The following is a 20,380-nucleotide window of genomic DNA, read 5'->3' on the forward strand; positions in this document are numbered from 1 at the left end:
ATGTTTGTAAATTTTAAAAATAAAGTGAAAAAAAAGCTGCATAGCGGTCCGACTAAAAAAGCATATGAATTCCTCAGTTATTTAAGAATGAAATATTATAGTAGATTATCTGACAAGGAGTTTCTGAAAAAGAATATAAAACAAAAAACTGGATTGAATGTTGATTTGGATAATCCTAAAATGCTTTGTGAAAAAATATTGTGGATTAAATATATGTATAGAAACCCTTTAATGACAACTTGTACAGATAAATATGAAGTTAGAAATTATGTAAGAAACAAGGGTTATGGTGACATTCTAGGAAAGATTATTGGTGTTTTCGATAATGTAGACGATATTGATTTAAATCTATTACCAGAAAAAACTTTTTGGAAAAGTACACATGCTTCAGGGATAAATCAAACTTTCATTAAAGGATGCACAGATTATAAAAGGGTAGCAAAATTATTTGAGCAAGGAAAAAAGGTCAATTATTACAATCGCTCAAGAGAATGGAATTATAAAAATGTAAAACCTAGAATTCTGGTTGAGCCACTTTTAGATATGACAATTTACGATGATTATAAATTTTTTGTGATTGACGGAAAAGTTGAATATTTTGCTGTTGTAAAAGGCATAAATGATGCTAGTGGCAACCAAAGCAAAAATTCTAAATTCAATCTTTATGATACTAAATTTAATCATTTGCGTACGTATGTAAAAAGACAAACATTTGATGATTCTAATTATGTTTTCAGTAAAAGATTAAACGAAATGATAAGTATTGCAGAAGATTTAGCGGCGCCTTTCCCGTTCTGTAGAGTTGATTTTTTATCAAACGAAAGTGAAATATTATTTGGGGAAATAACGTTTTTCCCTAACGGGGGAAATATGGTTCTTTATCCACTTGAGTTAGAGTATTTCTATGGTGAAAAATTAGATCTATCCAAAATTGATAATAAGCATTTAAAAAAGGAGAGGGAATCTTGAAAATAGCACAAGTAACAGCAATCGATATGACAATGAATAACTTTTTGACACCTTTGAATGTTGCTTCTAAAGATGCTGGCTATGAAGTTCATTGTATTTGCTCTAAAGGCCCATATGAAGAAGAAATTAAGAATAATGGTTTCTATTTTCATGATATAAAAATAGATAGAAAAATTGATCCGATTAGTAATTTAAAATCAATTATGATGATGGTTAAGGCGTTTAAAATTATTAAACCCGACATCGTTCATGTTCATACACCTGTTGCTGCAGTTTTAGGAAGAATAGCAGCTAAAATAGCTAAAGTTCCGACTATTATTTACTCAGCTCATGGATTTTATTTCCATGAGGGAATGTCTAAAAATAAATATAAGTTGTTCTTTAATATTGAAAAATATATTGGCAGATACTTTACTGATTATATTTTTACCCAGAGCTTAGAAGATTACGAGGTTGCAAAAAATAATAAATTCCTAAAAAATGAGTCGAACTATGTACATATTAGTAATGGTATCGATCTTGATGAGAAATTTAATATTGATAACTTTAATGATGACCAAAACATTAAATTAAGAGAACAATATGGTATTAAAAAGGATGATTTAGTCGTTTCGTTTATTGGTCGACTTGTTAAAGAAAAAGGAATAATCGATTTATTAGAAGCATATGATAAATTAGATTTAAAAAATGTTAAGTTTGTAATAATAGGAAGCTTGCCACAAGGTGAAAGAGATATTGAGACCTATGAGTTAATTAAGAAGTATGAAAGCAATGAAAACATTATTTTTACTGGTCAAATTAAAAATGTAAATGAACATTTATTTATAAGTGACATTTTCTGTTTACCATCATATCGTGAAGGGATGCCGCGTTCTATTATTGAGGCTATGGCAATGAAAAATGCCGTTTTAGCGACTAATATTCGTGGTTCCAGAGAAGAAGTTATTCACGAAGAAACTGGTTTTCTTTTCCCAGTTAATTCAAGTGAAGATATTGCTAAATACATTACAGAATTAGCAAACAATACAAATAAGTTAAATCAAATGAAAGATGCAGGTTTAGCAAGGGCTAGAGCACTTTATGATGAAAATAAAGTTGTAGAAAAACAACTTGAAATATTTAAGAGAAGTATTAGAACTCAGGAGGTGTAAATTATGAACCTATTGGTAACAGGTGCAACAGGTCATTCTGGAAAGCTGTTTTTGGAAGACTTAAATAATAAACCTGAAAAATATAACGAAGTTCATGTTGTAACAAGAAATGAATCTCAAAATGAATTTGATCACTTAAAAAATTTGAATATTATTGAACATGTTGGAGATTTGAAAAGTGAAGAATTTGCTGAAAAAATCACAAGAAATATTGATACTATATTACACATAGCTGGTATTCAAATGAGTAGAAATATTTTTAATGCTGCAGTTAAAAATAAGGTAGACTGGGTTATTGCTGTTCACACAACAGGTCGATACTCTAAATTTAAATCCGCTTCTGCTGAATATATCGAAATTGAAGATGAACTACTGACTATGCGTGATAAAATCAAAATGACTATTTTAAGACCTACGATGATCTTTGGTTCAGCAAGAGATAGAAATATGTATCGACTTGTTAAATTTATTGATAAATATCCTGTCTTTCCAATCTTTGGGAATGGTAATAATTTAATGCAACCTGTAACAGGTCGAGATTTAGCTAAAGCATATATGAGTGTAATTGATAACAAAAATACGACTGTGAATAGAAATTATAACTTATCAGGGAAATATCCAATTAAGTATAAAACCTTGGTTAAAACAATTGCAGAAAAATTGAATAAAAAAGTTACACTAATAAAAATACCGATTTTCATTTCTTATTACAGTGTTTTACTAGCTCAGAAGTTAATTCCTAAATTTCCTTTGAATGAGGAACAAATCTTAAGAATGAAGGAAGATAAAGATTTCACTCATCTAGCAGCAGAAAAAGATTTTAGATATAATCCTGAAAGTTTTGATGAGGGAATTGAAATTGAAATTAAAGAATACAGAGGAGAAAAGTAAAGTGAAAAAGTTGTTCGATTATGTTAGTTCTTTTATGGGCATCATTATTTTATCTCCTGTTCTTATCATTACTTCTATCTTAATCAAAGCAGAGTCTAAAGGGCCTGTCATATTTAAACAAAAACGTCCGGGAATTAATAATAAAATTTTCAACATTTATAAATTCCGTTCAATGAGGATTGATACTCCAGATTTAGCAACTGATAAAATTGAAGCTACTGTTTTTATCACAAAAACTGGTAGATTCATTAGAAGAACTTCAATAGATGAGTTGCCACAACTTTTCAATATACTTAAGGGCGACATGTCAGTAGTAGGACCTAGACCTGCTTTATATAATCAATATGAATTGATAGAAAAGCGAACTAATGCGAATGTTCATACAGTAAAACCAGGTATTACAGGTTTAGCACAAGTAATGGGAAGAGATAATATTACAGATGATCAAAAAGTTCAGTATGATAAATTTTATGTTGAAAACCAATCATTTGTATTAGATATGTATATCTTATACAAAACAGTGAAAGGTGTTATAACTTCTGATAATGTCAGTCATTAAATAATGAAGTATAATTATATATAACACAAACAAAGCACATCTCACTCGCTTGAGATGTGCTTTACTGTTTGTTCTATTTACTTAATAAGTTCGTGTTCACTTCATCAAAGCCTTTGTCTGATAAGCGAACATCATTAATTTTAGTGCCGTCCCATTTACCGTCTACATATCCTTTATCAAATAAGACTTTCAAATCGTCTAAGAATGGGTCTCGATCCTTATCACAGAAATAGTTTTCTTGTAATGAATAAGAATCCTTGAAATCATTCGCTTGTTCAGGTGTCATGTCAGCGTTACGTTTTTCTGTATAATATTTATACAACACCGCAACGATGAATGCCTGATCACGTGTGATATCATCCAAGAATATTCACCACCTTTAATCAATACGCGTATAAACCCTAAATTTATACAATATTAATACTTTACCCATTTTGTTTTGTTTTAAATCTTAATTTTATTAGGAATTTGTTGTTTGTTTTTGTGGATGTATCGCTTTTCTGAGTGTTTTACGATATAATGATTAGATGAATTTTTTAAGGAGTCGATGAATGTGGCAGTGAAACCTTTAGTGTCTGCATCAAGCGCAATATTGCGTCAACAAGCAGAGGATGTTAAAACGTTTGATAGTCAGTTGAAACAGTTATTATTAGATATAGAGGATACTTTATATGAAACAGAAGCATCTGCTTTGTGTGCACCACAAATTGGGGTTTCACAACAAGCAGCGATTATCGATATGGAAGCGGACGGATTACTTCAATTAATCAATCCACGTGTTGTCAGTGAATCAGAAACGAAAGTGACTGAACTAGAAGGCGATGTATCGTTTCCAGATATCTTTGGGACAGTTACACGCAGTCAAATGATTGTCGTTCAAAGTAATGATGTTGAAGGCAATACAGTAGAATTAACCGCATATGATGATATTGCACGCATGATTCTTCATATTATAGATCAATTAAATGGCGTGCCTTTTACAGATAAGATGGAAAAACAATTGACTGAAGAAGAATTGGAGGCGTATTTAGAAGATGAGTAGAATTATATTTATGGGAACACCAGATTTCTCCACAAAAGTATTAGAAATGTTAATCGCGAAAGAAGATGTGATTGCGGTTGTAACACAACCAGATCGTCCAGTAGGGCGTAAGCGTGTTATGACACCGCCGCCAGTAAAAGAAGTGGCATTACAAAATGGGATTGAAGTCTATCAACCTGAAAAAATTTCACAATCAGAAGATTTACAAGCATTAATTGATTTAAAACCAGACTTAATTGTGACAGCAGCATTCGGTCAAATTTTACCGAAAGCATTGTTAGATGCGCCACGTTTAGGCGCAATTAATGTGCACGCTTCATTATTACCAAAATACCGTGGCGGTGCCCCGATTCATCAAGCGATTATCGATGGCGAAAAAGAAACAGGCGTTACGATTATGTATATGGCACCAAAACTAGATGCAGGCGACATCATTTCACAACAAGCCATTGACATCGAAGCGAATGATGATGTAGGTTCTATGCACGATAAATTAAGCTTCTTAGGTGCAGATTTACTTGCGAAAACTTTACCAGACATTATTAATGGTACAAATGAACGTATTGAACAAAATGAGGAAGAGGCAACATTCGCTTCAAATATCAGTCGTGAAGATGAACGTATCGATTGGTCAAAATCTGCACAAGATATTTACAACCATATCCGTGGTTTATCACCATGGCCAGTGGCATATACAAAACTAGATGATAAAAATATGAAGTTATATCAAGCACATATAGTAGAAGGAAAAGAAGGCAAACCAGGTGAAATTATTGAAACGACAAAGAAAGCAATCATTGTCGGAACAGGTTCATCTGATGCGATTGCGTTAACAGATATTCAATTATCAGGTAAAAAACGTATGCCGACTGCGAACTTCTTAAGCGGCTACCAAGATGACTTAGTTGGGAAGGAATTAAATTAATGCAGACAGTGAGAACACTCGCATTTGACACATTACAAGCAATTATCCAAGACAAAGCGTACAGTAACTTAAAGATTAATGAAGTTTTAAAAGAAAATGAATTGAGCCGTGCGGATAAAGGGTTATTAACAGAATTAGTCTATGGTACGTTGAAACATCAATATACACTTGATTATTATTTGAGGCCTTTCGTAAAAACGAAGATTAAAGGGTGGATGCGCCGTTTACTATGGATGAGTATCTATCAATATCAATATTTAGATAAAATCCCAGATCACGCAATTATCAATGAAGCAGTTGAAATCACTAAACAACGTGGTGGGCTGCATAACAGTAAAGTTGTGAATGGTATTTTACGTAATATGATGCGCAGTGATTTACCAAACCCTGCAGATATTGAAAATGACCAACAACGTATTGCGATTATGTACAGCTTGCCTAAGTGGATTGTTAAACATTGGGTGACACACTTTGGTTTAGAAACAACTGAAGCAATTGCTCAGTCGTTGCTTGAACGACCAGGTCAAACAGTACGTGTCAATACACATAGAACAACGATTGAAGATGCGATAGCACGCTTAGAAAAAGAAGATTATGAAGTATCACAAGATCACGATATTCACTATTGTTTACATGTGTCAGGACGTCCAGTAGTAGAAAGCCGTGCATTTAAAGATGGTTATGTATCTATCCAAGATAAAAGTTCTATGTTTGTAGCTGAAATCTTAGCACCTGTTGAAGGTGAAAATATTTTAGATGCCTGTAGTGCTCCAGGTGGTAAAGCGTGTCAGACTGCTGAATTATTAAAAGGCAGCGGTCATGTCGATGCGACGGATATCCATGAGCATAAAATTGATTTAATTGAGCATAACATTCGTAAGTTGCGTTTAAAGAATGTCACAGCGTTTCAACACGATGCGGCAAAGCCATATGACGCAAAGTATGATAAAATTTTAGTGGATGCTCCATGTAGCGGTTTAGGTGTGTTACGCCATAAACCAGAAATTAAATATACACAAAATCCGGAAACGGTCGATGGATTAGTCGACTTACAGTTAGAAATTATGAATAATATTAAAGATTCTGTAAAACCGGGTGGCGTGATTGTCTATTCAACATGTACAATAGAACAGATGGAAAATGAAAATGTGATTTATACATTTTTAAAACAAAACAAAGACTTTGAATTTGAACCATTCCCACATCCTAGAACAGGAGAGGAAGTAAAGACCTTACAAATCTTACCGCAAGACTTTGACTCAGATGGTTTCTTTATTACAAAGATTAGAAGAAAGGAAAGTTAATTCATGATTACACCTCAAAAGAAGAAAAAGAATCGTTTTCTTCCTGATTTTGAAAAGCAATCAATTTATTCACTACGCTATGAAGAGATGCAAGCGTGGTTAGTCGAACATGGCCAACAGAAATTCAGAGCAAAACAAATCTTTGAATAGCTCTATGAGAAACGTGTCGATACAATCGACGAAATGACAAACTTATCTAAAGACTTGCGCGCATTATTAAAAGACAACTTTACAATCACGACTTTAGAAACTGCCGTTAAACAAGAAAGTCGTGATGGGACAATCAAGTTCTTATTTGAATTACAAGACGGTTATACAATTGAAACTGTGTTGATGCGCCATGAATATGGTAATTCTGTCTGTGTAACAACACAAGTAGGTTGCCGTATCGGCTGTACATTCTGTGCGTCTACGCTCGGCGGATTGAAACGTAACCTAGAAGCAGGAGAAATCGTAGCCCAAGTGCTTACTGTTCAAAAAGCCTTAGATGCGACAGATGAGCGTGTCTCTTCAATCGTAATTATGGGTATTGGTGAACCATTTGAGAACTATGATGAAATGATGGATTTCTTAAAAATTGTAAACCACGACAATGGTTTAAATATTGGAGCGCGTCATATCACGGTTTCAACATCAGGCATTATCCCTAAAATTTATGATTTCGCAGATGAAGAAATCCAAATCAATTTTGCGGTCAGCTTACATGCGGCGAACGATGAAATTCGTTCTAAATTAATGCCGATCAACCGTGCATATTCAATTGATAAATTAATGGAAGCTATTCAGTACTATCAAGAAAAAACGAATCGTCGTATTACGTTTGAGTATGGTTTATTCGGCGGTGTAAACGATCAGCTTACACATGCGAGAGAACTGGCACATTTAATTCAAGGCTTGAACTGTCATGTCAACTTGATTCCAGTGAACCATGTGCCTGAAAGAAATTACGTGAAGACATCTAAAGAAGATATCTTTAAGTTTGAAAAAGAACTCAAACGTTTAGGTATTAATGCGACAATCAGACGTAACCAAGGCTCAGATATCGATGCCGCATGCGGACAATTAAGAGCGAAGGAACGTCAAGTAGAAACGAGGTAGGAACCTATGTTAAATGCACAATTTTTTACAGACACAGGACACCATAGGGAAAAGAACGAAGATGCTGGCGGCATCTTCTACAACATGACTGATCAACAGCTGTTGGTTTTATGCGACGGTATGGGCGGACATAAAGCAGGCGAAGTTGCGAGTCAATTTGTAGTCAACCGCTTCCAAGAACTCTTCGAACAAGAAAACCTTGTCGAAGAATCTCAAGCGGAAGAATGGCTGCGCAGCACCCTGCAGCTCATCAACCGAGAGCTCTATAACTACGCCGCAGCTAACGAAGATTTTAGAGGCATGGGCACCACTGCAGTTGTCGCCCTGATTTACGATAAGCGCGTCATCATCGCCAACATCGGCGACTCTCGTGCCTATCTCATCAACAGCCGTGAAATCGAACAAATCACAAGCGACCATTCCTTTGTCAATCATCTCGTGATGACAGGACAAATTACCGAAGAAGAAGCCTTTACGCATCCACAACGTAATATCATTACCAAAGTGATGGGTACAGATAAATTCGTAGTCGCAGATATCTATGTGAAACGTTTGAACTTCAATGATTACTTATTATTAAATTCAGACGGCTTAACAGACTTTGTCCGTCCGCATTTAATTCAAGAACAATTGAATCAAGATTTACCGCTAGAAACACAAGGTCAAGCCTTATTAGAATTAGCACAAGCCTATGATTCAACCGATAACGTCAGCTTCGTATTGGCAGAAATAGAAGGTGACCGCGTATGATGATTGGTTCAACTATCAGCGAACGTTATAAAATCATAGAATTCTTAGGTGGAGGCGGCATGAGTAATGTCTACCTCGCTGAAGATTTGATCTTAGAAACTAAAGTTGCGGTCAAAATGATTCATATTGCGCCACATGAAAAAGAAGACATGGTGAGACGATTTGAACGTGAAGTGCATAATACATCTCGTCTCTCTCATGATAATGTTGTCAGTGTCAAAGATGTCGGAGAAGACCACGAATATTTCTACTTAGTGATGGAATATATCGAAGGTCCGACACTCTCCGAATATATAAAAACACATGGTCCTTTAAGTATTGAAACAGCGGTTAACTTCGCACAACAAATACTTGAAGGCATTCAACATGCACATGAAATGGGTATCGTACATAGAGACATTAAACCTCAAAATATTTTAGTAGACCGACATAAGACATTGAAAATCTTAGACTTCGGTATTGCTAAAGCGTTAAGTGAAACAGCCATGACCCAAACCAGCCATGTGCTCGGTACTGTGCAATATCTTTCACCTGAACAAGCGAAAGGTGAAGCAACAGACAAACGCACGGATATTTATTCAATCGGAATTGTCTTATATGAAATGTTAGTCGGTGAACCGCCATTCACTGGAGAAACAGCTGTCAGTATCGCCATCAAACATATTCAAGACCAAATGCCGAACCCGACAGATATCCGTTCTAATATCCCACAAGCGCTCAGCAACGTGATTTTAAAAGCGACTGAAAAAGATAGAGACAAACGCTATCAAGATATTGAAAGTATGCAACGTGATTTAAGCAGTGCGTTAGAAAAATGTCGTGAAGATGAAACACCTTATGTTTCAGATGAAGCAGATACTAAAACCATCGCGATTGATAAAGCAGCAATCGCAAAAGAAACTAAAGATAATGAACCGATTCATCAAACAATGGAAATTCCAATTGTGAATCAACAACGTTTCCAAAGTACAGAAGGACCTGTTTACGAAGTACCTAAAAAACGTCGGTCTAAAAAGAAAAAGTTCTTCTTTGCGTTAATTTTTGCGTTATTGTTAATCAGTCTTATCAGCTTCATTGCGTACGGCTTATTAGGAAATAAATATATCGAAACACCAGACTTGCGCGGTAAAACAGAAGCACAAGCTGAACAGATTTTAAAAGAACATCATATTAAAGTAGGCAAAACAAAACGGGCTTATAGTGATAAGTATCAAGAAAATCAAATTATCACAACAGATCCAGCACCAGGTGAGCGTGTAGAAGAACATGGCACTGTCAATATCGTGTTGTCTAAAGGTCCGCAAAAAGCACAAATGCCTAACTTATACGGTACAAGTAAAACGGAAGCATTGAAGCTATTAGATGAACTTGGTTTCAAACATATCTCAGTAGAACAAGCATACTCTAAGACTAAATTAGAACGTGGTTTGATTGAAAATCAAAATATAGCGGCTGATACCGAAGTACCGATTAATGATACACATATCGTACTGACTGAATCTTTAGGTGTGAAACAAGTGTATGTCAAAGATTATACAGGTGAAAGCTATGACAAAGCAGAAAAAGAACTGCAAGATAAAGGCTTGAAACCAGTAAAAGAAAAAGAAGTACACAGTGATAAAGTCGAAAAAGGCAAGATTATTTCGCAATCACCTAAGAGTAAATCTATTGATGAGGATTCTACAGTAACGTTTGTCGTATCATTAGGAAAAGATGATGGTAAAGATGAAGATAAAGCTGACGACAATCCATCAGTCAAAGATGTGACACAAACGGTTCAAGTGCCATATTCTGGTGAAGATAAAGAACGTCAGAAAGTAGAAGTTTTTGTCAGAGATAAAGACCATGACGGTTCTTCAGCAGTTCAAACGTTTCATATCAACAGCAACCGTTCGATTTCAATTCCGTTAAAAATTGAAAAAGGCAAAACTGCTGGTTATACCGTACGTGTAGACGATAAAATTGTCGCAGATAAAGACGTCGCATATGACTAAAACATTTCAAAATCCTATCTCATTCATTCAGTTGAATTGAGATGGGATTTTCTTTGTTTCAATCCGTTCGTTTATTAAGGGAACGTTTGGTATAATGTATTAGAGAAAATGAACGAAATAAGAGAGGTGTCTCGGTGAGAACAGGACGTATAATCAAGTCGATCAGCGGTGTGTATCGTGTGGACTCAGATGGTGAGCTTTTTGATACGAAACCGCGCGGCCTATTCCGAAAGAAGAAATTTTCTCCGATTGTCGGAGATATTGTAGATTTTGAAATTGAAAATGTGACAGAAGGCTATATTCATCATGTACATGAACGTCAAAATGAATTGAAAAGACCACCTGTCAGTAATATTGACCATTTAATTATTGTGATGAGTGCAGTCGAACCTAATTTTTCAACACAATTAGTCGATCGCTTTTTAGTCATTGCGCATTCCTATGAATTGAGACCACGTATTGTGGTAACGAAAAAAGATATGGCATCAGAGACTCAAATCGCACAGATAGAGAAAGATTTAGCTGTATATCAAGCAATCGGCTATCAAACGCAATTTGTCGGAAAAGATGACGATGTCGAAGCGATTTTCGATGCGTGGGGCGATGGTTTAGCAGTATTGAGCGGTCAATCTGGTGTAGGTAAATCGACTTTATTAAATGCCTATCGTCCTGATTTACAATTAGAAACGAATCAAATCTCAAAATCATTAAATCGAGGTAAGCATACAACACGTCATGTGGAGTTATTTGAACGTAAGCGTGGCTTTGTGGCAGATACGCCTGGATTTAGTGCACTTGATTTTGATCATATTCAAAAAGATGAAGTAAAAGATTATTTTTTAGAGATTCAAGAATACGGACAAGACTGCAAGTTCAGAAATTGTAATCATATGAAAGAACCGAAATGTAATGTAAAAGCGCAAGTAGAAGCTGGCAATATTGCGGAATTCCGTTATGCGCATTATGTACAATTATTTGAAGAGATTGCAGCACGAAAGGAAAGATATTAATGGTTAAAGTATTTCCATCCCTTTTATCAGCGGACTTTTTAAACTTACAACAGGAATTGAAAGACCTAGAAGCAGCAGGTGTAGACGGTGTACATTTTGATGTGATGGATGGTCAATTTGTGCCGAATATTTCAATTGGTCTTCCTATTTTAGAAGCAGTAAATGCGGGTACTGATTTACCGATTGATGTGCATTTGATGATTGAAAACCCAGAAGCATATATCGCAGAATTCGCTTCTAAAGGTGCAGATATGATTTCAGTTCATTTCGAAGCAACACCGCACATTCATCGTGCTATTCAACTGATTCATACACATGGTGCTAAAGCAGGTGTCGTGATTAATCCAGGTACTTCTGTTGCCGCAATTGAACCGATTTTGCATGATGTCGACTATGTATTGATTATGACAGTGAATCCAGGCTTTGGCGGCCAAGCGTTTATCTCAAACAGTGTAGAGAAAGTGGCTGCGTTACAAGCATTTAAAGAGAAATTTAATTTAGACTTCGATATTGAAGTGGATGGCGGTATTAACGCGATTACTGGTAAGAAATGTGTAGAAGCAGGTGCGACAATGCTTGTGACAGGTTCTTATTTCTTTAAACAAGCGAGTTATCAATCTGTTGTAGAAGCATTGAAATCAACAGCACAACCATCAGAATAAGGCAGGGTGACGCTATGAAAATTAATCTATTATGCGGCGATCGTCATTTGCCGAAACATTTATTAGAAGATAAATCTGAAGAAGAGTGGGGCGGTATTGATCGCGGCGCTTTAATTTTAATAGAACATGAAATTGAACCGATTTTTTCATTGGGTGATTTTGATTCAGTGACGGACGAGGAACGTTCTGAATTAAAAACGAAGCTAGATATTAACCCAGTTAAAGCAGAAAAAGCGGATACTGATTTAGGGTTAGGTGTCAAAGAAGCAGTGGAATGCGGTTTTGACGAAATTGATATTTATGGTGCGACAGGCGGCAGACTGGATCATTTCTTAGGTGCCGTACAACTGCTGCAAGTGCCTGAATATGTAGAAGCGGGTATTGTGATTCGCATTATTGATACGAATAATGAAATTTCATATTTAGAAAAAGGCGAATATCATATGACGTATGATAAGCATATGCCTTATGTATCGTTTGTGCCGCAAAGACCTAATACAGTGATTTCACTGACAGGCTTTAAATATCCGCTTCAAAACCAAACACTCCACCAAGGCTCAACCTTAACCATTTCAAACGAAATTGCAGCTTACCGAGGCACAATCGAGGTAGAATCTGGCGGTATCCTAGCCATCAGAAGCAGAGATGCACAGCATTCATTATAAAATGAGTTGAATACAAATAAACACACAGCCTTTTTTATGAGAAAGACTGCGTGTCACATCAATAAAAAAACAGCGGATGATGCATAAGCAAACCATCATCCGCTGTTTTTTCGTACAATATATCATTAAAAAGACTAAATCACTGTTTTAAGACAAGAAAAAAACGACCCGCCACATACGAGCCGTTTTTGTCATGTGCTTAATATTTATTAAACTCTAGTTACTTTACCAGATTTTAAAGCACGTGCAGAAACCCAAACTTTTTTAGGTTTTCCGTCTACTAGGATTCTAACTTTTTGAAGGTTAGCATTCCATCTACGTTTAGTAGAGTTTAAAGCGTGTGAACGACGATTACCAGTCGAAGCTTTACGACCTGTTACGAAACATTGTTTACCCATGAAAGTACCTCCTTTAATAAATATAAACACACTGACTTATGATATACTTTCCTAATTTAGCATATATTTTTCAGATTGGCAACCAAAAATTATAGCTTTCAAGAATATTTTAAGTTATTCTAAACAAGGAACAAAATTGTGTTATAATTTGTAAATGTCTATGTATGCGTTTTTATTAAAAAGCGGCGACGTGGACTTATAACCACGCAATGATTTTATAAGGATGAGCCAAGAGTAAAATCCGGCATTTAAAAGGCAAAATTGTGTTATTCATTATATAATAGTAAGTAATGAATCCAAAACATAAATCATAACTGATTAGACCTATATTTAAGGAGGAACTCATAATGACATTAGAAATTACCAATGAATACGGCAATATCGACGTTTCCAACGACGTGATCGCTTCAGTAGTAGGTGGTAAAGCCGTAGAATGTTATGGTATTGTCGGAATGGCATCCAAACAACAAGTCAGAGACGGCATTGCGGAAATTTTAGGTCATGAAAATTATGCACGCGGAATTGTGGTGCGTTCAAATGACAAAGCAATTGACGTTGATATGTATATTATAGTAAGTTATGGCATTAAGATTTCTGAAGTAGCGAATAATGTACAATCTACTGTTAAATATACTTTGGAAAAAACTTTAAATTTGAAAGTCAATTCAATCAACATTTATGTACAGGGTGTACGTATGAATAATTATGGCAAGAAACATTAGGAGGAAGACATGATGATCAGCAAAATAGATGGTAAATTATTTGCCGACATGGTGATCCAAGGGGCACAAAATTTATCAAATAATGCAGAGCTAGTCAATGCATTAAATGTTTATCCAGTGCCAGATGGCGACACAGGGACGAACATGAATCTTACGATGACTTCTGGGAGAGAAGAAGTCGAACAAAATGCTTCACATCACATCGGAGCCTTAGGAAAGACATTTTCTAAAGGTTTATTAATGGGTGCCCGCGGGAACTCAGGCGTGATTCTATCACAAATTTTCAGAGGCTTCTGTCAGAATATGGAAGACTTAGAAACACTAGATGCGAAAGCCTTCGCAGAAAGCTTTGAAGCGGGTATTGAAACAGCTTATAAAGCAGTGATGAAACCGGTAGAAGGGACAATTTTAACGGTTGCAAAAGAAGCGGCTAAAGCAGGTGTTGAGAAAGCACAATCGACTGAAGACTGTGTAGAAGTCTTAGAAGCGATTATCGCATATGGTCAAGTTGCCTTAGAAAACACACCGAACCAATTACCAGTACTTAAAGAAGTCGGCGTAGTCGACAGTGGCGGTAAAGGTTTAATGTGTGTCTATGAAGGTTTCTTAATTGCGATGAAAGGTGAAAAAGTCGAAGCGACAAAACCAAAACTAGATACTGAAACATTTGTGAATGACGAACATGATTTCCATGGTGTCATTAATACAGAAGATATCGTCTATGGTTACTGTACGGAAATGATGGTACGTTTTGACAAACATAAACGTTCATTCAATGAGCAGCAATTCCGCGAAGACATGTCTAAATTCGGAGATTCTTTACTTGTCATCAATGATGATGAAATTGTGAAAGTACATGTGCACTCTGAACATCCAGGTGAAGTCTTCAACTATGGCCAAGAGTATGGTGAATTGATTAAAGTCAAAGCTGAAAATATGCGTGAACAACACCGCAATGTGGTCAATAAAGAAAAACAAAAATCTAACGATGAGACACCACAAGTAGAAACTGCGATTATTGCGATTTCTATGGGTAATGGTATTTCAGATATCTTTAAATCAATGGGTGCAACGTCTATTATTAACGGCGGTCAAACAATGAACCCATCAACAGAAGACATCGTTAAAGTGATTGAACAATCTGGCGCGAAAAAAGCTATTATCTTGCCGAATAACAAAAACATTCAAATGGCGAGTGATCAAGCAGCTGAGATTGTTGAAGCTGAAACAGTAGTTATTCCGACGAAATCTATTCCGCAAGGGATTGCGGCAATGTTCCAATATCTACCAGATGCGTCATTAGAAGATAATCAATCAAATATGACACAAGCATTAGAAGATGTGACTTCTGGTTCTATTACAAACGCTGTACGTAATACTACAATTGATGGTGTAGAAATCAAAGAAGGCGAATTTATGGGCCTTAAAGAAGGTAAAATTGTTTCAAGTCAGAAAACACAATTAGAAGCAGCGAAAGCATTGTTAGCTGATATGATGGATGATGAAACTGAAATTGTTACAGTAATTACAGGTGAAGATGCTGATGCAGAAACAACTGAAGCATTAACAGAATGGTTAGAAGAAACTTATCCTGATGCAGAAGTCGATGAACAAGTCGGCGATCAACCGATTTATCCATATTTATTCTCTGTAGAATAACGTTGAAAATCATATAAAGTAATGTATATAAAAAATTCACTTAGACTAAAGCGGTCTAAGTGGATTTTTCTGTGTGTAAGCATAAATATAGAAAACTTATAGTTTGTACATGACAAAAACGATGAAATACAAAAGTTTTGTAAGATTAGTGTGAAAATAAGTGCTTATTTACGAGAATAATTGTTATAATATTTAAAATAGTTGCAATAATCAAAAATTAATGCGAGGGGGAATTAACATGAAATTTAAAAGCGTCTTTGAAATTATCGGACCGACGATGGTCGGACCTTCATCGTCTCATACTGCAGGGGCAGTCAGAATCGGAATGGTTGCACGTGAATTATTCGGGGATTTGCCAGACCGTGTCGATATTTATTTATATGGTTCGTTTATGGAAACCTATCAAGGTCATGGGACAGATGTTGCATTAGTTGGAGGCTTGCTTGGTTATGATACAGACGATGACCGTATCAAGACCAGTTTACAGACGGCAGAAGAATTAGGAATGACGGTTAACTTTATTTCTATGCACGAAGATAAACCGCATCCGAATACGACGGTATTAAGTATGACGAAAGGTGATCAAACATTATCTGTAGAAGGTGTTTCTATCGGTGGAGGCAAAATTGAAATTGTCGCTATTAATGGTTTCCCAATCAGTATCTCAGGTAACTATCCAACATTATTAGTCTTTCATCGAGATACCTTCGGAACTATCGGACGAGTCACGAATATTTTAGGCGAAGCCAGTATTAATGTCGGTTCTATGCAAGTTGCGCGTAAAGAAAAAGGAGATTCTGCATTGATGACTTGTGAATTAGATGAAAGACCGGATGAAGCTATCTTAGATCAAATTAGAATGGTTAATGATGTTACAGCGGTATCCTTAATGGAAGATTAGAAAGAGAGGGGGATATAAGATGTTTCAAACAGTAGAAGAATTAGTAAAGAGATGTGAAACTGAAGACAAAGCGATTCATGAAATTATGTTAGAGCAAGAAATGGACGTGACGGGTGCGACGGCTGAGGAAGTGTATGCGGGGATGTCGCATCATTTTAAAACGATGGAAAATGCCTTAGAAGAAGGATTAAACGGGGTGACTTCTACAACGGGTTTAACGGGTGGCGATGCAGTACTGATTAAAAGATATTTAGAAAGCGGACAAGCTTTATCAGGTCCGATTTTATTAGATGCGGTGAGTAAAGCAGTGGCGACCAATGAAGTGAACGCGGCAATGGGGAAAATTTGTGCGACACCGACTGCAGGTTCTGCAGGGGTTGTGCCGGGTGTATTATTTGCGATTAAGCATCGTTTTAATCCTACGCAACGTGATATGTTGAACTTCTTGTTGACAGCAGGTGCATTCGGCTTTGTGGTTGCGAATAACGCATCCATTTCTGGTGCATCAGGCGGCTGTCAGGCAGAAGTCGGTTCTGCCGCTGCGATGGCTGCAGCCGCAACGGTTGAAATGGCTGGTGGTACGCCGCAGCAATCAGCTGAAGCTTTTGCAATTTGTATGAAGAATATGCTAGGTTTAGTATGTGACCCGGTAGCGGGATTAGTTGAGGTGCCTTGCGTAAAGAGAAATGCGGCAGGTGCTTCGAATGCGCTTGTGTCAGCGGATATGGCACTTGCGGGCGTGACGTCGCGTATTCCGACAGATGAAGTGATAGAAGCAATGTATCGTATCGGGCAGACGATGCCTTCTGCACTGCGTGAAACAGGACGTGGCGGCCTCGCTGGAACACCAACCGGCCAACGCTTAAAACAACAAATATTTGGTGATTAACATGTCTAAAGTAAACCTCATTGATCAGCCGTATACGTTAGACCAAATCAAAGGTTTAGGTCCAAAACGTATAGCGGTGTTAAATGAATTAAATATTTATAACGTAGAAGATTTAGTGCTTTATTTACCTGTACGCTATGAAGATAATAGTGTTATAGATTTAAACGAAGCAGAAGATCAATCAACTGTGACAGTGGTCGGCGAAGTTTACACAACGCCCACTGTCGCTTTTTTTGGCAGAAACCGTTCTAAAGTTACTGTCCATTTAATGGTCAACAATATAGCGGTTAAAGCTGTGTTTTTTAACCAACCGTATTTAAAAAAGAAAATCAACTTGCATGACCATGTGACAATTAAAGGTAAATGGAATCGTGCGAAACAAGAAATCAATGGCATGCGTCTCTTTACGACGAATCAGCCAGAACAAACACAAGACGGCGAACAATTAGAACCCGTCTATCGCATTAAAGAAGGCATTAAACAAAAGACGCTTCGAGATATCATTCGTAAAGTGTTAGATGATATTGAGATTAACGAATGGCTATCTGAAGATTTACGTCAAAAATATAAACTAGAATCGCTAGCGTCAACGATTAGAACGTTGCATTACGCAGATAATAAAACGGCGTTATTAAAAGCGCGCAGAACATACGCTTTTACTGAATTGTTCTTATTTGAATTGCGGATGCAGTGGTTGAATCGTTTAGAAAAATCGAGTGATGAAGCGATTGAAATTGATTATGATTTAGCACAAGTCAAAGATTTTATTGACAGTTTACCGTTTGAATTAACGGATGCGCAAAAAACTGCAGTGAATGAAATCTTTAGAGACTTGAAAGCACCGCTTCGCATGCACCGCCTCCTTCAAGGTGACGTAGGTTCTGGTAAAACAGTCGTAGCCGCTTTATGTATGTATGCCTTAAAGACAGCAGGTTATCAATCTGCCTTAATGGTACCGACTGAAATCTTAGCGGAACAACATGCGGAAAGTTTAACGGAGCTATTTGGCGACCGCATGAATGTTGCGTTACTGACAGGTTCAGTTAAAGGTAAGAAGCGAAAACTCTTACTAGAGCAACTTGAAAACGGCACAATTGATTGTCTAATCGGTACACATGCTTTGATTCAAGATGATGTCTCTTTCCAAAATGTCGGACTAGTGATAACCGATGAACAACATCGCTTTGGTGTTAACCAACGCCAAGCATTACGTGAAAAGGGAGCTATGACGAATGTGCTCTTTATGACTGCGACACCGATTCCAAGAACATTAGCCATTTCTGTTTTTGGTGAAATGGATGTGTCATCGATTAAACAATTGCCTAAAGGTCGTAAACCAATTAAAACGATGTGGGCAAAACATGAAGCCTATGAATCGGTCCTAAACCAAATGACAGCAGAATTAAATAAAGGCAGACAAGCTTATGTGATCAGTCCACTCATTGAGAGTTCGGAACACTTAGAAGATGTACAAAACGTCGTAGAGTTATATGAATCACTCGAACAACATTATGGTGTTGGTCGCGTCGGCTTACTGCATGGTAAAATGCCTGCAGATGAAAAAGATGATGTAATGCAGCGCTTTAACCAACATCACATTGATATTTTAGTTTCAACTACAGTGGTTGAAGTGGGTGTAAACGTACCGAATGCGACATTTATGATTATTTATGATGCTGATCGTTTCGGTTTATCTACACTCCATCAGTTAAGAGGTCGTGTCGGTCGTAGCGACCATCAAAGTTATTGTGTGCTGATTGCCTCTCCTAAAACAGAAACAGGGATTGAGCGTATGACTATTATGACGCAAACGACAGATGGATTTGAACTGAGTGAGCGTGACTTAGAAATGCGTGGACCTGGTGATTTCTTCGGGGTAAAACAAAGTGGTCTGCCTGATTTCTTAGTCGCAAACATAGTCGAAGATTATCGTATGTTAGAAGTCGCAAGAGATGAAGCGGCAGAACTTATTCAATCAGGTGTCTTCTTTACAGACCAATACGCGATTTTGCGCAACTTTGTAGAACAAAATCTCTTGCATACAAGTTTTGATTAAAAATGAACGCTTTAAATAATGACAAATCCTTTTGATTTAACAATACATGACACAACAGACTAATTTCGATACACTATACTTAATTAGGCTGTTGTGTTTTTTGTTGAGCAAATTTAAGAGAAAATGATATGATATGTAGGTAGTCTTAAGACTTGGTACTAATTAGGGGGTAAAGCGATGAAGTTGAAGAAACAAGAACGACGTGAAGCTATCAAACAACGACTGCAGGAAAACCCCTTTATGACTGATAATGAACTCAGTGATTTATTTTCTGTCAGTATCCAAACCATCAGATTAGATAGAACGTTTTTGAAGATTCCAGAATTACGTAAACGTATTAAAACCGTTGCTGAGCATAACTATAAGCATATTCGTGCAATAGAAGGAAATGAGATTATCGGAGATTTAATCCGGGTAGAACCAGATGTGACTGCAGAATCTTTAATTTATATTACGGAAGATTCAGTCTTTACACGTAATGACATTGCACGTGGACATATTCTTTTTGCGCAAGCGAATTCGTTATGCGTTGCTTTAATCCAAAAGAGTATGGTGCTGACAAGAGAAAGCCAAGTGACGTTTTTAAAACAAGTGAAACTGCATGATACAGTCCATGCCTTTGCGCAAGTGGTTGATTTCGGTTCGAAATATATTACTGTTGCGGTTTCGTCTTATGTGAAAGATAAATGTGTTTTTAAAGGTACATTTAAAATGTATTATTATAACGAGGAGTGA

20 protein-coding genes and 1 pseudogene are annotated in these 20,380 nt (G+C 36.5%); 19 read left to right on the forward strand and 2 right to left on the reverse strand.

Translation table 11 applies throughout. The annotated features are described in order from the left end of the window. From HMPREF2937_RS06625 to HMPREF2937_RS06640, 4 genes are read left to right on the forward strand one after another with little or no spacing between them, the layout of a single operon-like run. Complete coding sequence (locus HMPREF2937_RS06625; RefSeq protein ID WP_070864261.1) at nt 1-969, forward strand: ATP-grasp fold amidoligase family protein; 969 nt, start codon at nt 1-3, stop codon at nt 967-969. Further along, nucleotides 966-2,120, forward strand: coding sequence for a glycosyltransferase family 4 protein (locus HMPREF2937_RS06630; protein ID WP_070864262.1), 1,155 nt, complete (start codon nt 966-968; stop codon nt 2,118-2,120). The genes HMPREF2937_RS06625 and HMPREF2937_RS06630 overlap by 4 nt, the downstream gene beginning before the upstream one ends. Before the next feature lie 3 nt (nt 2,121-2,123). After that, the gene (locus tag HMPREF2937_RS06635) at nt 2,124-3,011 is read left to right on the forward strand and encodes an NAD-dependent epimerase/dehydratase family protein (protein WP_057511031.1); all 888 of its coding nucleotides are present in this window, start codon (nt 2,124-2,126) and stop codon (nt 3,009-3,011) included. Nucleotide 3,012: 1 nt separating this feature from the next. Then, on the forward strand, nt 3,013-3,570 hold the full coding sequence (locus HMPREF2937_RS06640; RefSeq protein ID WP_057511032.1) for a sugar transferase: 558 nt from the start codon (nt 3,013-3,015) through the stop codon (nt 3,568-3,570). 73 nt (nt 3,571-3,643) lie between these two features. On the opposite strand, the gene HMPREF2937_RS06645 is transcribed toward HMPREF2937_RS06640, so the two are convergent. Further along, a complete protein-coding gene (locus tag HMPREF2937_RS06645) occupies nt 3,644-3,934 on the reverse strand; it encodes a hypothetical protein (protein WP_002480648.1) in 291 nt (96 codons plus the stop codon). 189 nt (nt 3,935-4,123) lie between these two features. Here HMPREF2937_RS06645 and HMPREF2937_RS06650 point away from each other — a divergent pair, with 189 nt between their 5' ends. From HMPREF2937_RS06650 to HMPREF2937_RS06690, 9 genes and pseudogenes are all read left to right on the forward strand, one after another. Next, the gene (locus HMPREF2937_RS06650; protein WP_070864263.1) at nt 4,124-4,612 is read left to right on the forward strand and encodes a peptide deformylase; all 489 of its coding nucleotides are present in this window, start codon (nt 4,124-4,126) and stop codon (nt 4,610-4,612) included. Then, entirely contained in the window at nt 4,605-5,537 is a 933-nt protein-coding gene (fmt, locus tag HMPREF2937_RS06655; RefSeq protein ID WP_070864264.1) for a methionyl-tRNA formyltransferase, read from the forward strand. Before HMPREF2937_RS06650 ends, fmt begins: the two co-directional genes overlap by 8 nt. Further along, nucleotides 5,537-6,841: a 16S rRNA (cytosine(967)-C(5))-methyltransferase RsmB gene (rsmB, locus tag HMPREF2937_RS06660; RefSeq protein ID WP_070864265.1), complete on the forward strand. Its 1,305-nt coding sequence runs from the start codon at nt 5,537-5,539 to the stop codon at nt 6,839-6,841. Before fmt ends, rsmB begins: the two co-directional genes overlap by 1 nt. 3 nt (nt 6,842-6,844) lie before the next feature. Continuing rightward, a pseudogene (rlmN, locus tag HMPREF2937_RS06665) lies at nt 6,845-7,939 on the forward strand (23S rRNA (adenine(2503)-C(2))-methyltransferase RlmN). Nucleotides 7,940-7,945: 6 nt separating this feature from the next. Continuing rightward, complete coding sequence (locus tag HMPREF2937_RS06670) at nt 7,946-8,689, forward strand: Stp1/IreP family PP2C-type Ser/Thr phosphatase (RefSeq protein ID WP_070864266.1); 744 nt, start codon at nt 7,946-7,948, stop codon at nt 8,687-8,689. Further along, nucleotides 8,689-10,683 (forward strand): Stk1 family PASTA domain-containing Ser/Thr kinase, encoded by a 1,995-nt coding sequence (gene pknB, locus HMPREF2937_RS06675; protein WP_031262705.1) that lies wholly within the window; start codon nt 8,689-8,691, stop codon nt 10,681-10,683. Before HMPREF2937_RS06670 ends, pknB begins: the two co-directional genes overlap by 1 nt. A 134-nt stretch (nt 10,684-10,817) precedes the next feature. Continuing rightward, nucleotides 10,818-11,693: a ribosome small subunit-dependent GTPase A gene (rsgA, locus tag HMPREF2937_RS06680; RefSeq protein ID WP_002480655.1), complete on the forward strand. Its 876-nt coding sequence runs from the start codon at nt 10,818-10,820 to the stop codon at nt 11,691-11,693. After that, a complete protein-coding gene (rpe, locus tag HMPREF2937_RS06685; protein ID WP_023015725.1) occupies nt 11,693-12,355 on the forward strand; it encodes a ribulose-phosphate 3-epimerase in 663 nt (220 codons plus the stop codon). The genes rsgA and rpe overlap by 1 nt, the downstream gene beginning before the upstream one ends. Before the next feature lie 14 nt (nt 12,356-12,369). Beyond that, the gene (locus HMPREF2937_RS06690; RefSeq protein WP_023015724.1) at nt 12,370-13,020 is read left to right on the forward strand and encodes a thiamine diphosphokinase; all 651 of its coding nucleotides are present in this window, start codon (nt 12,370-12,372) and stop codon (nt 13,018-13,020) included. A gap of 209 nt (nt 13,021-13,229) precedes the next feature. On the opposite strand, the gene rpmB is transcribed toward HMPREF2937_RS06690, so the two are convergent. Then, nucleotides 13,230-13,418, reverse strand: a complete 189-nt coding sequence (rpmB, locus tag HMPREF2937_RS06695) for a 50S ribosomal protein L28 (RefSeq protein WP_000517908.1) — start codon at nt 13,416-13,418, stop codon at nt 13,230-13,232. A 347-nt stretch (nt 13,419-13,765) separates the two neighbouring features. On the opposite strand from rpmB, the gene HMPREF2937_RS06700 reads away from it, so the two are divergent. The 6 genes from HMPREF2937_RS06700 to fapR all read left to right on the forward strand — a co-directional run bounded on the left by HMPREF2937_RS06700 (nt 13,766) and on the right by fapR (nt 20,380). Continuing rightward, nucleotides 13,766-14,140 carry an Asp23/Gls24 family envelope stress response protein gene (locus HMPREF2937_RS06700; RefSeq protein ID WP_002480658.1) on the forward strand — a complete coding sequence of 125 codons (375 nt, stop codon included), beginning with the start codon at nt 13,766-13,768 and terminating at the stop codon, nt 14,138-14,140. Between the two features lie 12 nt (nt 14,141-14,152). Beyond that, nucleotides 14,153-15,799 (forward strand): fatty acid kinase catalytic subunit FakA, encoded by a 1,647-nt coding sequence (gene fakA, locus HMPREF2937_RS06705; RefSeq protein ID WP_070864267.1) that lies wholly within the window; start codon nt 14,153-14,155, stop codon nt 15,797-15,799. Between the two features lie 238 nt (nt 15,800-16,037). Further along, complete coding sequence (gene sdaAB / locus HMPREF2937_RS06710) at nt 16,038-16,700, forward strand: L-serine ammonia-lyase, iron-sulfur-dependent subunit beta (protein ID WP_023015722.1); 663 nt, start codon at nt 16,038-16,040, stop codon at nt 16,698-16,700. 19 nt (nt 16,701-16,719) lie between these two features. Further along, nucleotides 16,720-17,589 carry an L-serine ammonia-lyase, iron-sulfur-dependent, subunit alpha gene (sdaAA, locus tag HMPREF2937_RS06715; RefSeq protein ID WP_057511041.1) on the forward strand — a complete coding sequence of 290 codons (870 nt, stop codon included), beginning with the start codon at nt 16,720-16,722 and terminating at the stop codon, nt 17,587-17,589. A 1-nt stretch (nt 17,590) separates the two neighbouring features. Then, a complete protein-coding gene (recG, locus tag HMPREF2937_RS06720) occupies nt 17,591-19,645 on the forward strand; it encodes an ATP-dependent DNA helicase RecG (protein ID WP_070864268.1) in 2,055 nt (684 codons plus the stop codon). Between the two features lie 177 nt (nt 19,646-19,822). After that, complete coding sequence (fapR, locus tag HMPREF2937_RS06725) at nt 19,823-20,380, forward strand: transcription factor FapR (RefSeq protein ID WP_002480663.1); 558 nt, start codon at nt 19,823-19,825, stop codon at nt 20,378-20,380.

Origin of the sequence: Staphylococcus sp. HMSC061G12 (genome assembly GCF_001838465.1) — a bacterium.
Lineage (GTDB): Bacteria > Bacillota > Bacilli > Staphylococcales > Staphylococcaceae > Staphylococcus > Staphylococcus simulans.

Bases quoted from the DNA above. Each gene is read 5' to 3' on its own strand.
- HMPREF2937_RS06690 (WP_023015724.1), top strand. From the start codon at position 12,370: ATGAAAATTAATCTATTATGCGGCGATCGTCATTTGCCGAAACATTTA.
- sdaAB (WP_023015722.1), top strand. From the start codon at position 16,038: ATGAAATTTAAAAGCGTCTTTGAAATTATCGGACCGACGATGGTCGGA.
- recG (WP_070864268.1), top strand. From the start codon at position 17,591: ATGTCTAAAGTAAACCTCATTGATCAGCCGTATACGTTAGACCAAATC.
- sdaAA (WP_057511041.1), top strand. From the start codon at position 16,720: ATGTTTCAAACAGTAGAAGAATTAGTAAAGAGATGTGAAACTGAAGAC.
- rpmB (WP_000517908.1), bottom strand. From the start codon at position 13,418: ATGGGTAAACAATGTTTCGTAACAGGTCGTAAAGCTTCGACTGGTAAT.
- pknB (WP_031262705.1), top strand. From the start codon at position 8,689: ATGATTGGTTCAACTATCAGCGAACGTTATAAAATCATAGAATTCTTA.
- HMPREF2937_RS06625 (WP_070864261.1), top strand. From the start codon at position 1: ATGTTTGTAAATTTTAAAAATAAAGTGAAAAAAAAGCTGCATAGCGGT.
- HMPREF2937_RS06670 (WP_070864266.1), top strand. From the start codon at position 7,946: ATGTTAAATGCACAATTTTTTACAGACACAGGACACCATAGGGAAAAG.
- fapR (WP_002480663.1), top strand. From the start codon at position 19,823: ATGAAGTTGAAGAAACAAGAACGACGTGAAGCTATCAAACAACGACTG.
- fmt (WP_070864264.1), top strand. From the start codon at position 4,605: ATGAGTAGAATTATATTTATGGGAACACCAGATTTCTCCACAAAAGTA.
- fakA (WP_070864267.1), top strand. From the start codon at position 14,153: ATGATCAGCAAAATAGATGGTAAATTATTTGCCGACATGGTGATCCAA.
- rpe (WP_023015725.1), top strand. From the start codon at position 11,693: ATGGTTAAAGTATTTCCATCCCTTTTATCAGCGGACTTTTTAAACTTA.
- HMPREF2937_RS06700 (WP_002480658.1), top strand. From the start codon at position 13,766: ATGACATTAGAAATTACCAATGAATACGGCAATATCGACGTTTCCAAC.
- rsmB (WP_070864265.1), top strand. From the start codon at position 5,537: ATGCAGACAGTGAGAACACTCGCATTTGACACATTACAAGCAATTATC.
- HMPREF2937_RS06635 (WP_057511031.1), top strand. From the start codon at position 2,124: ATGAACCTATTGGTAACAGGTGCAACAGGTCATTCTGGAAAGCTGTTT.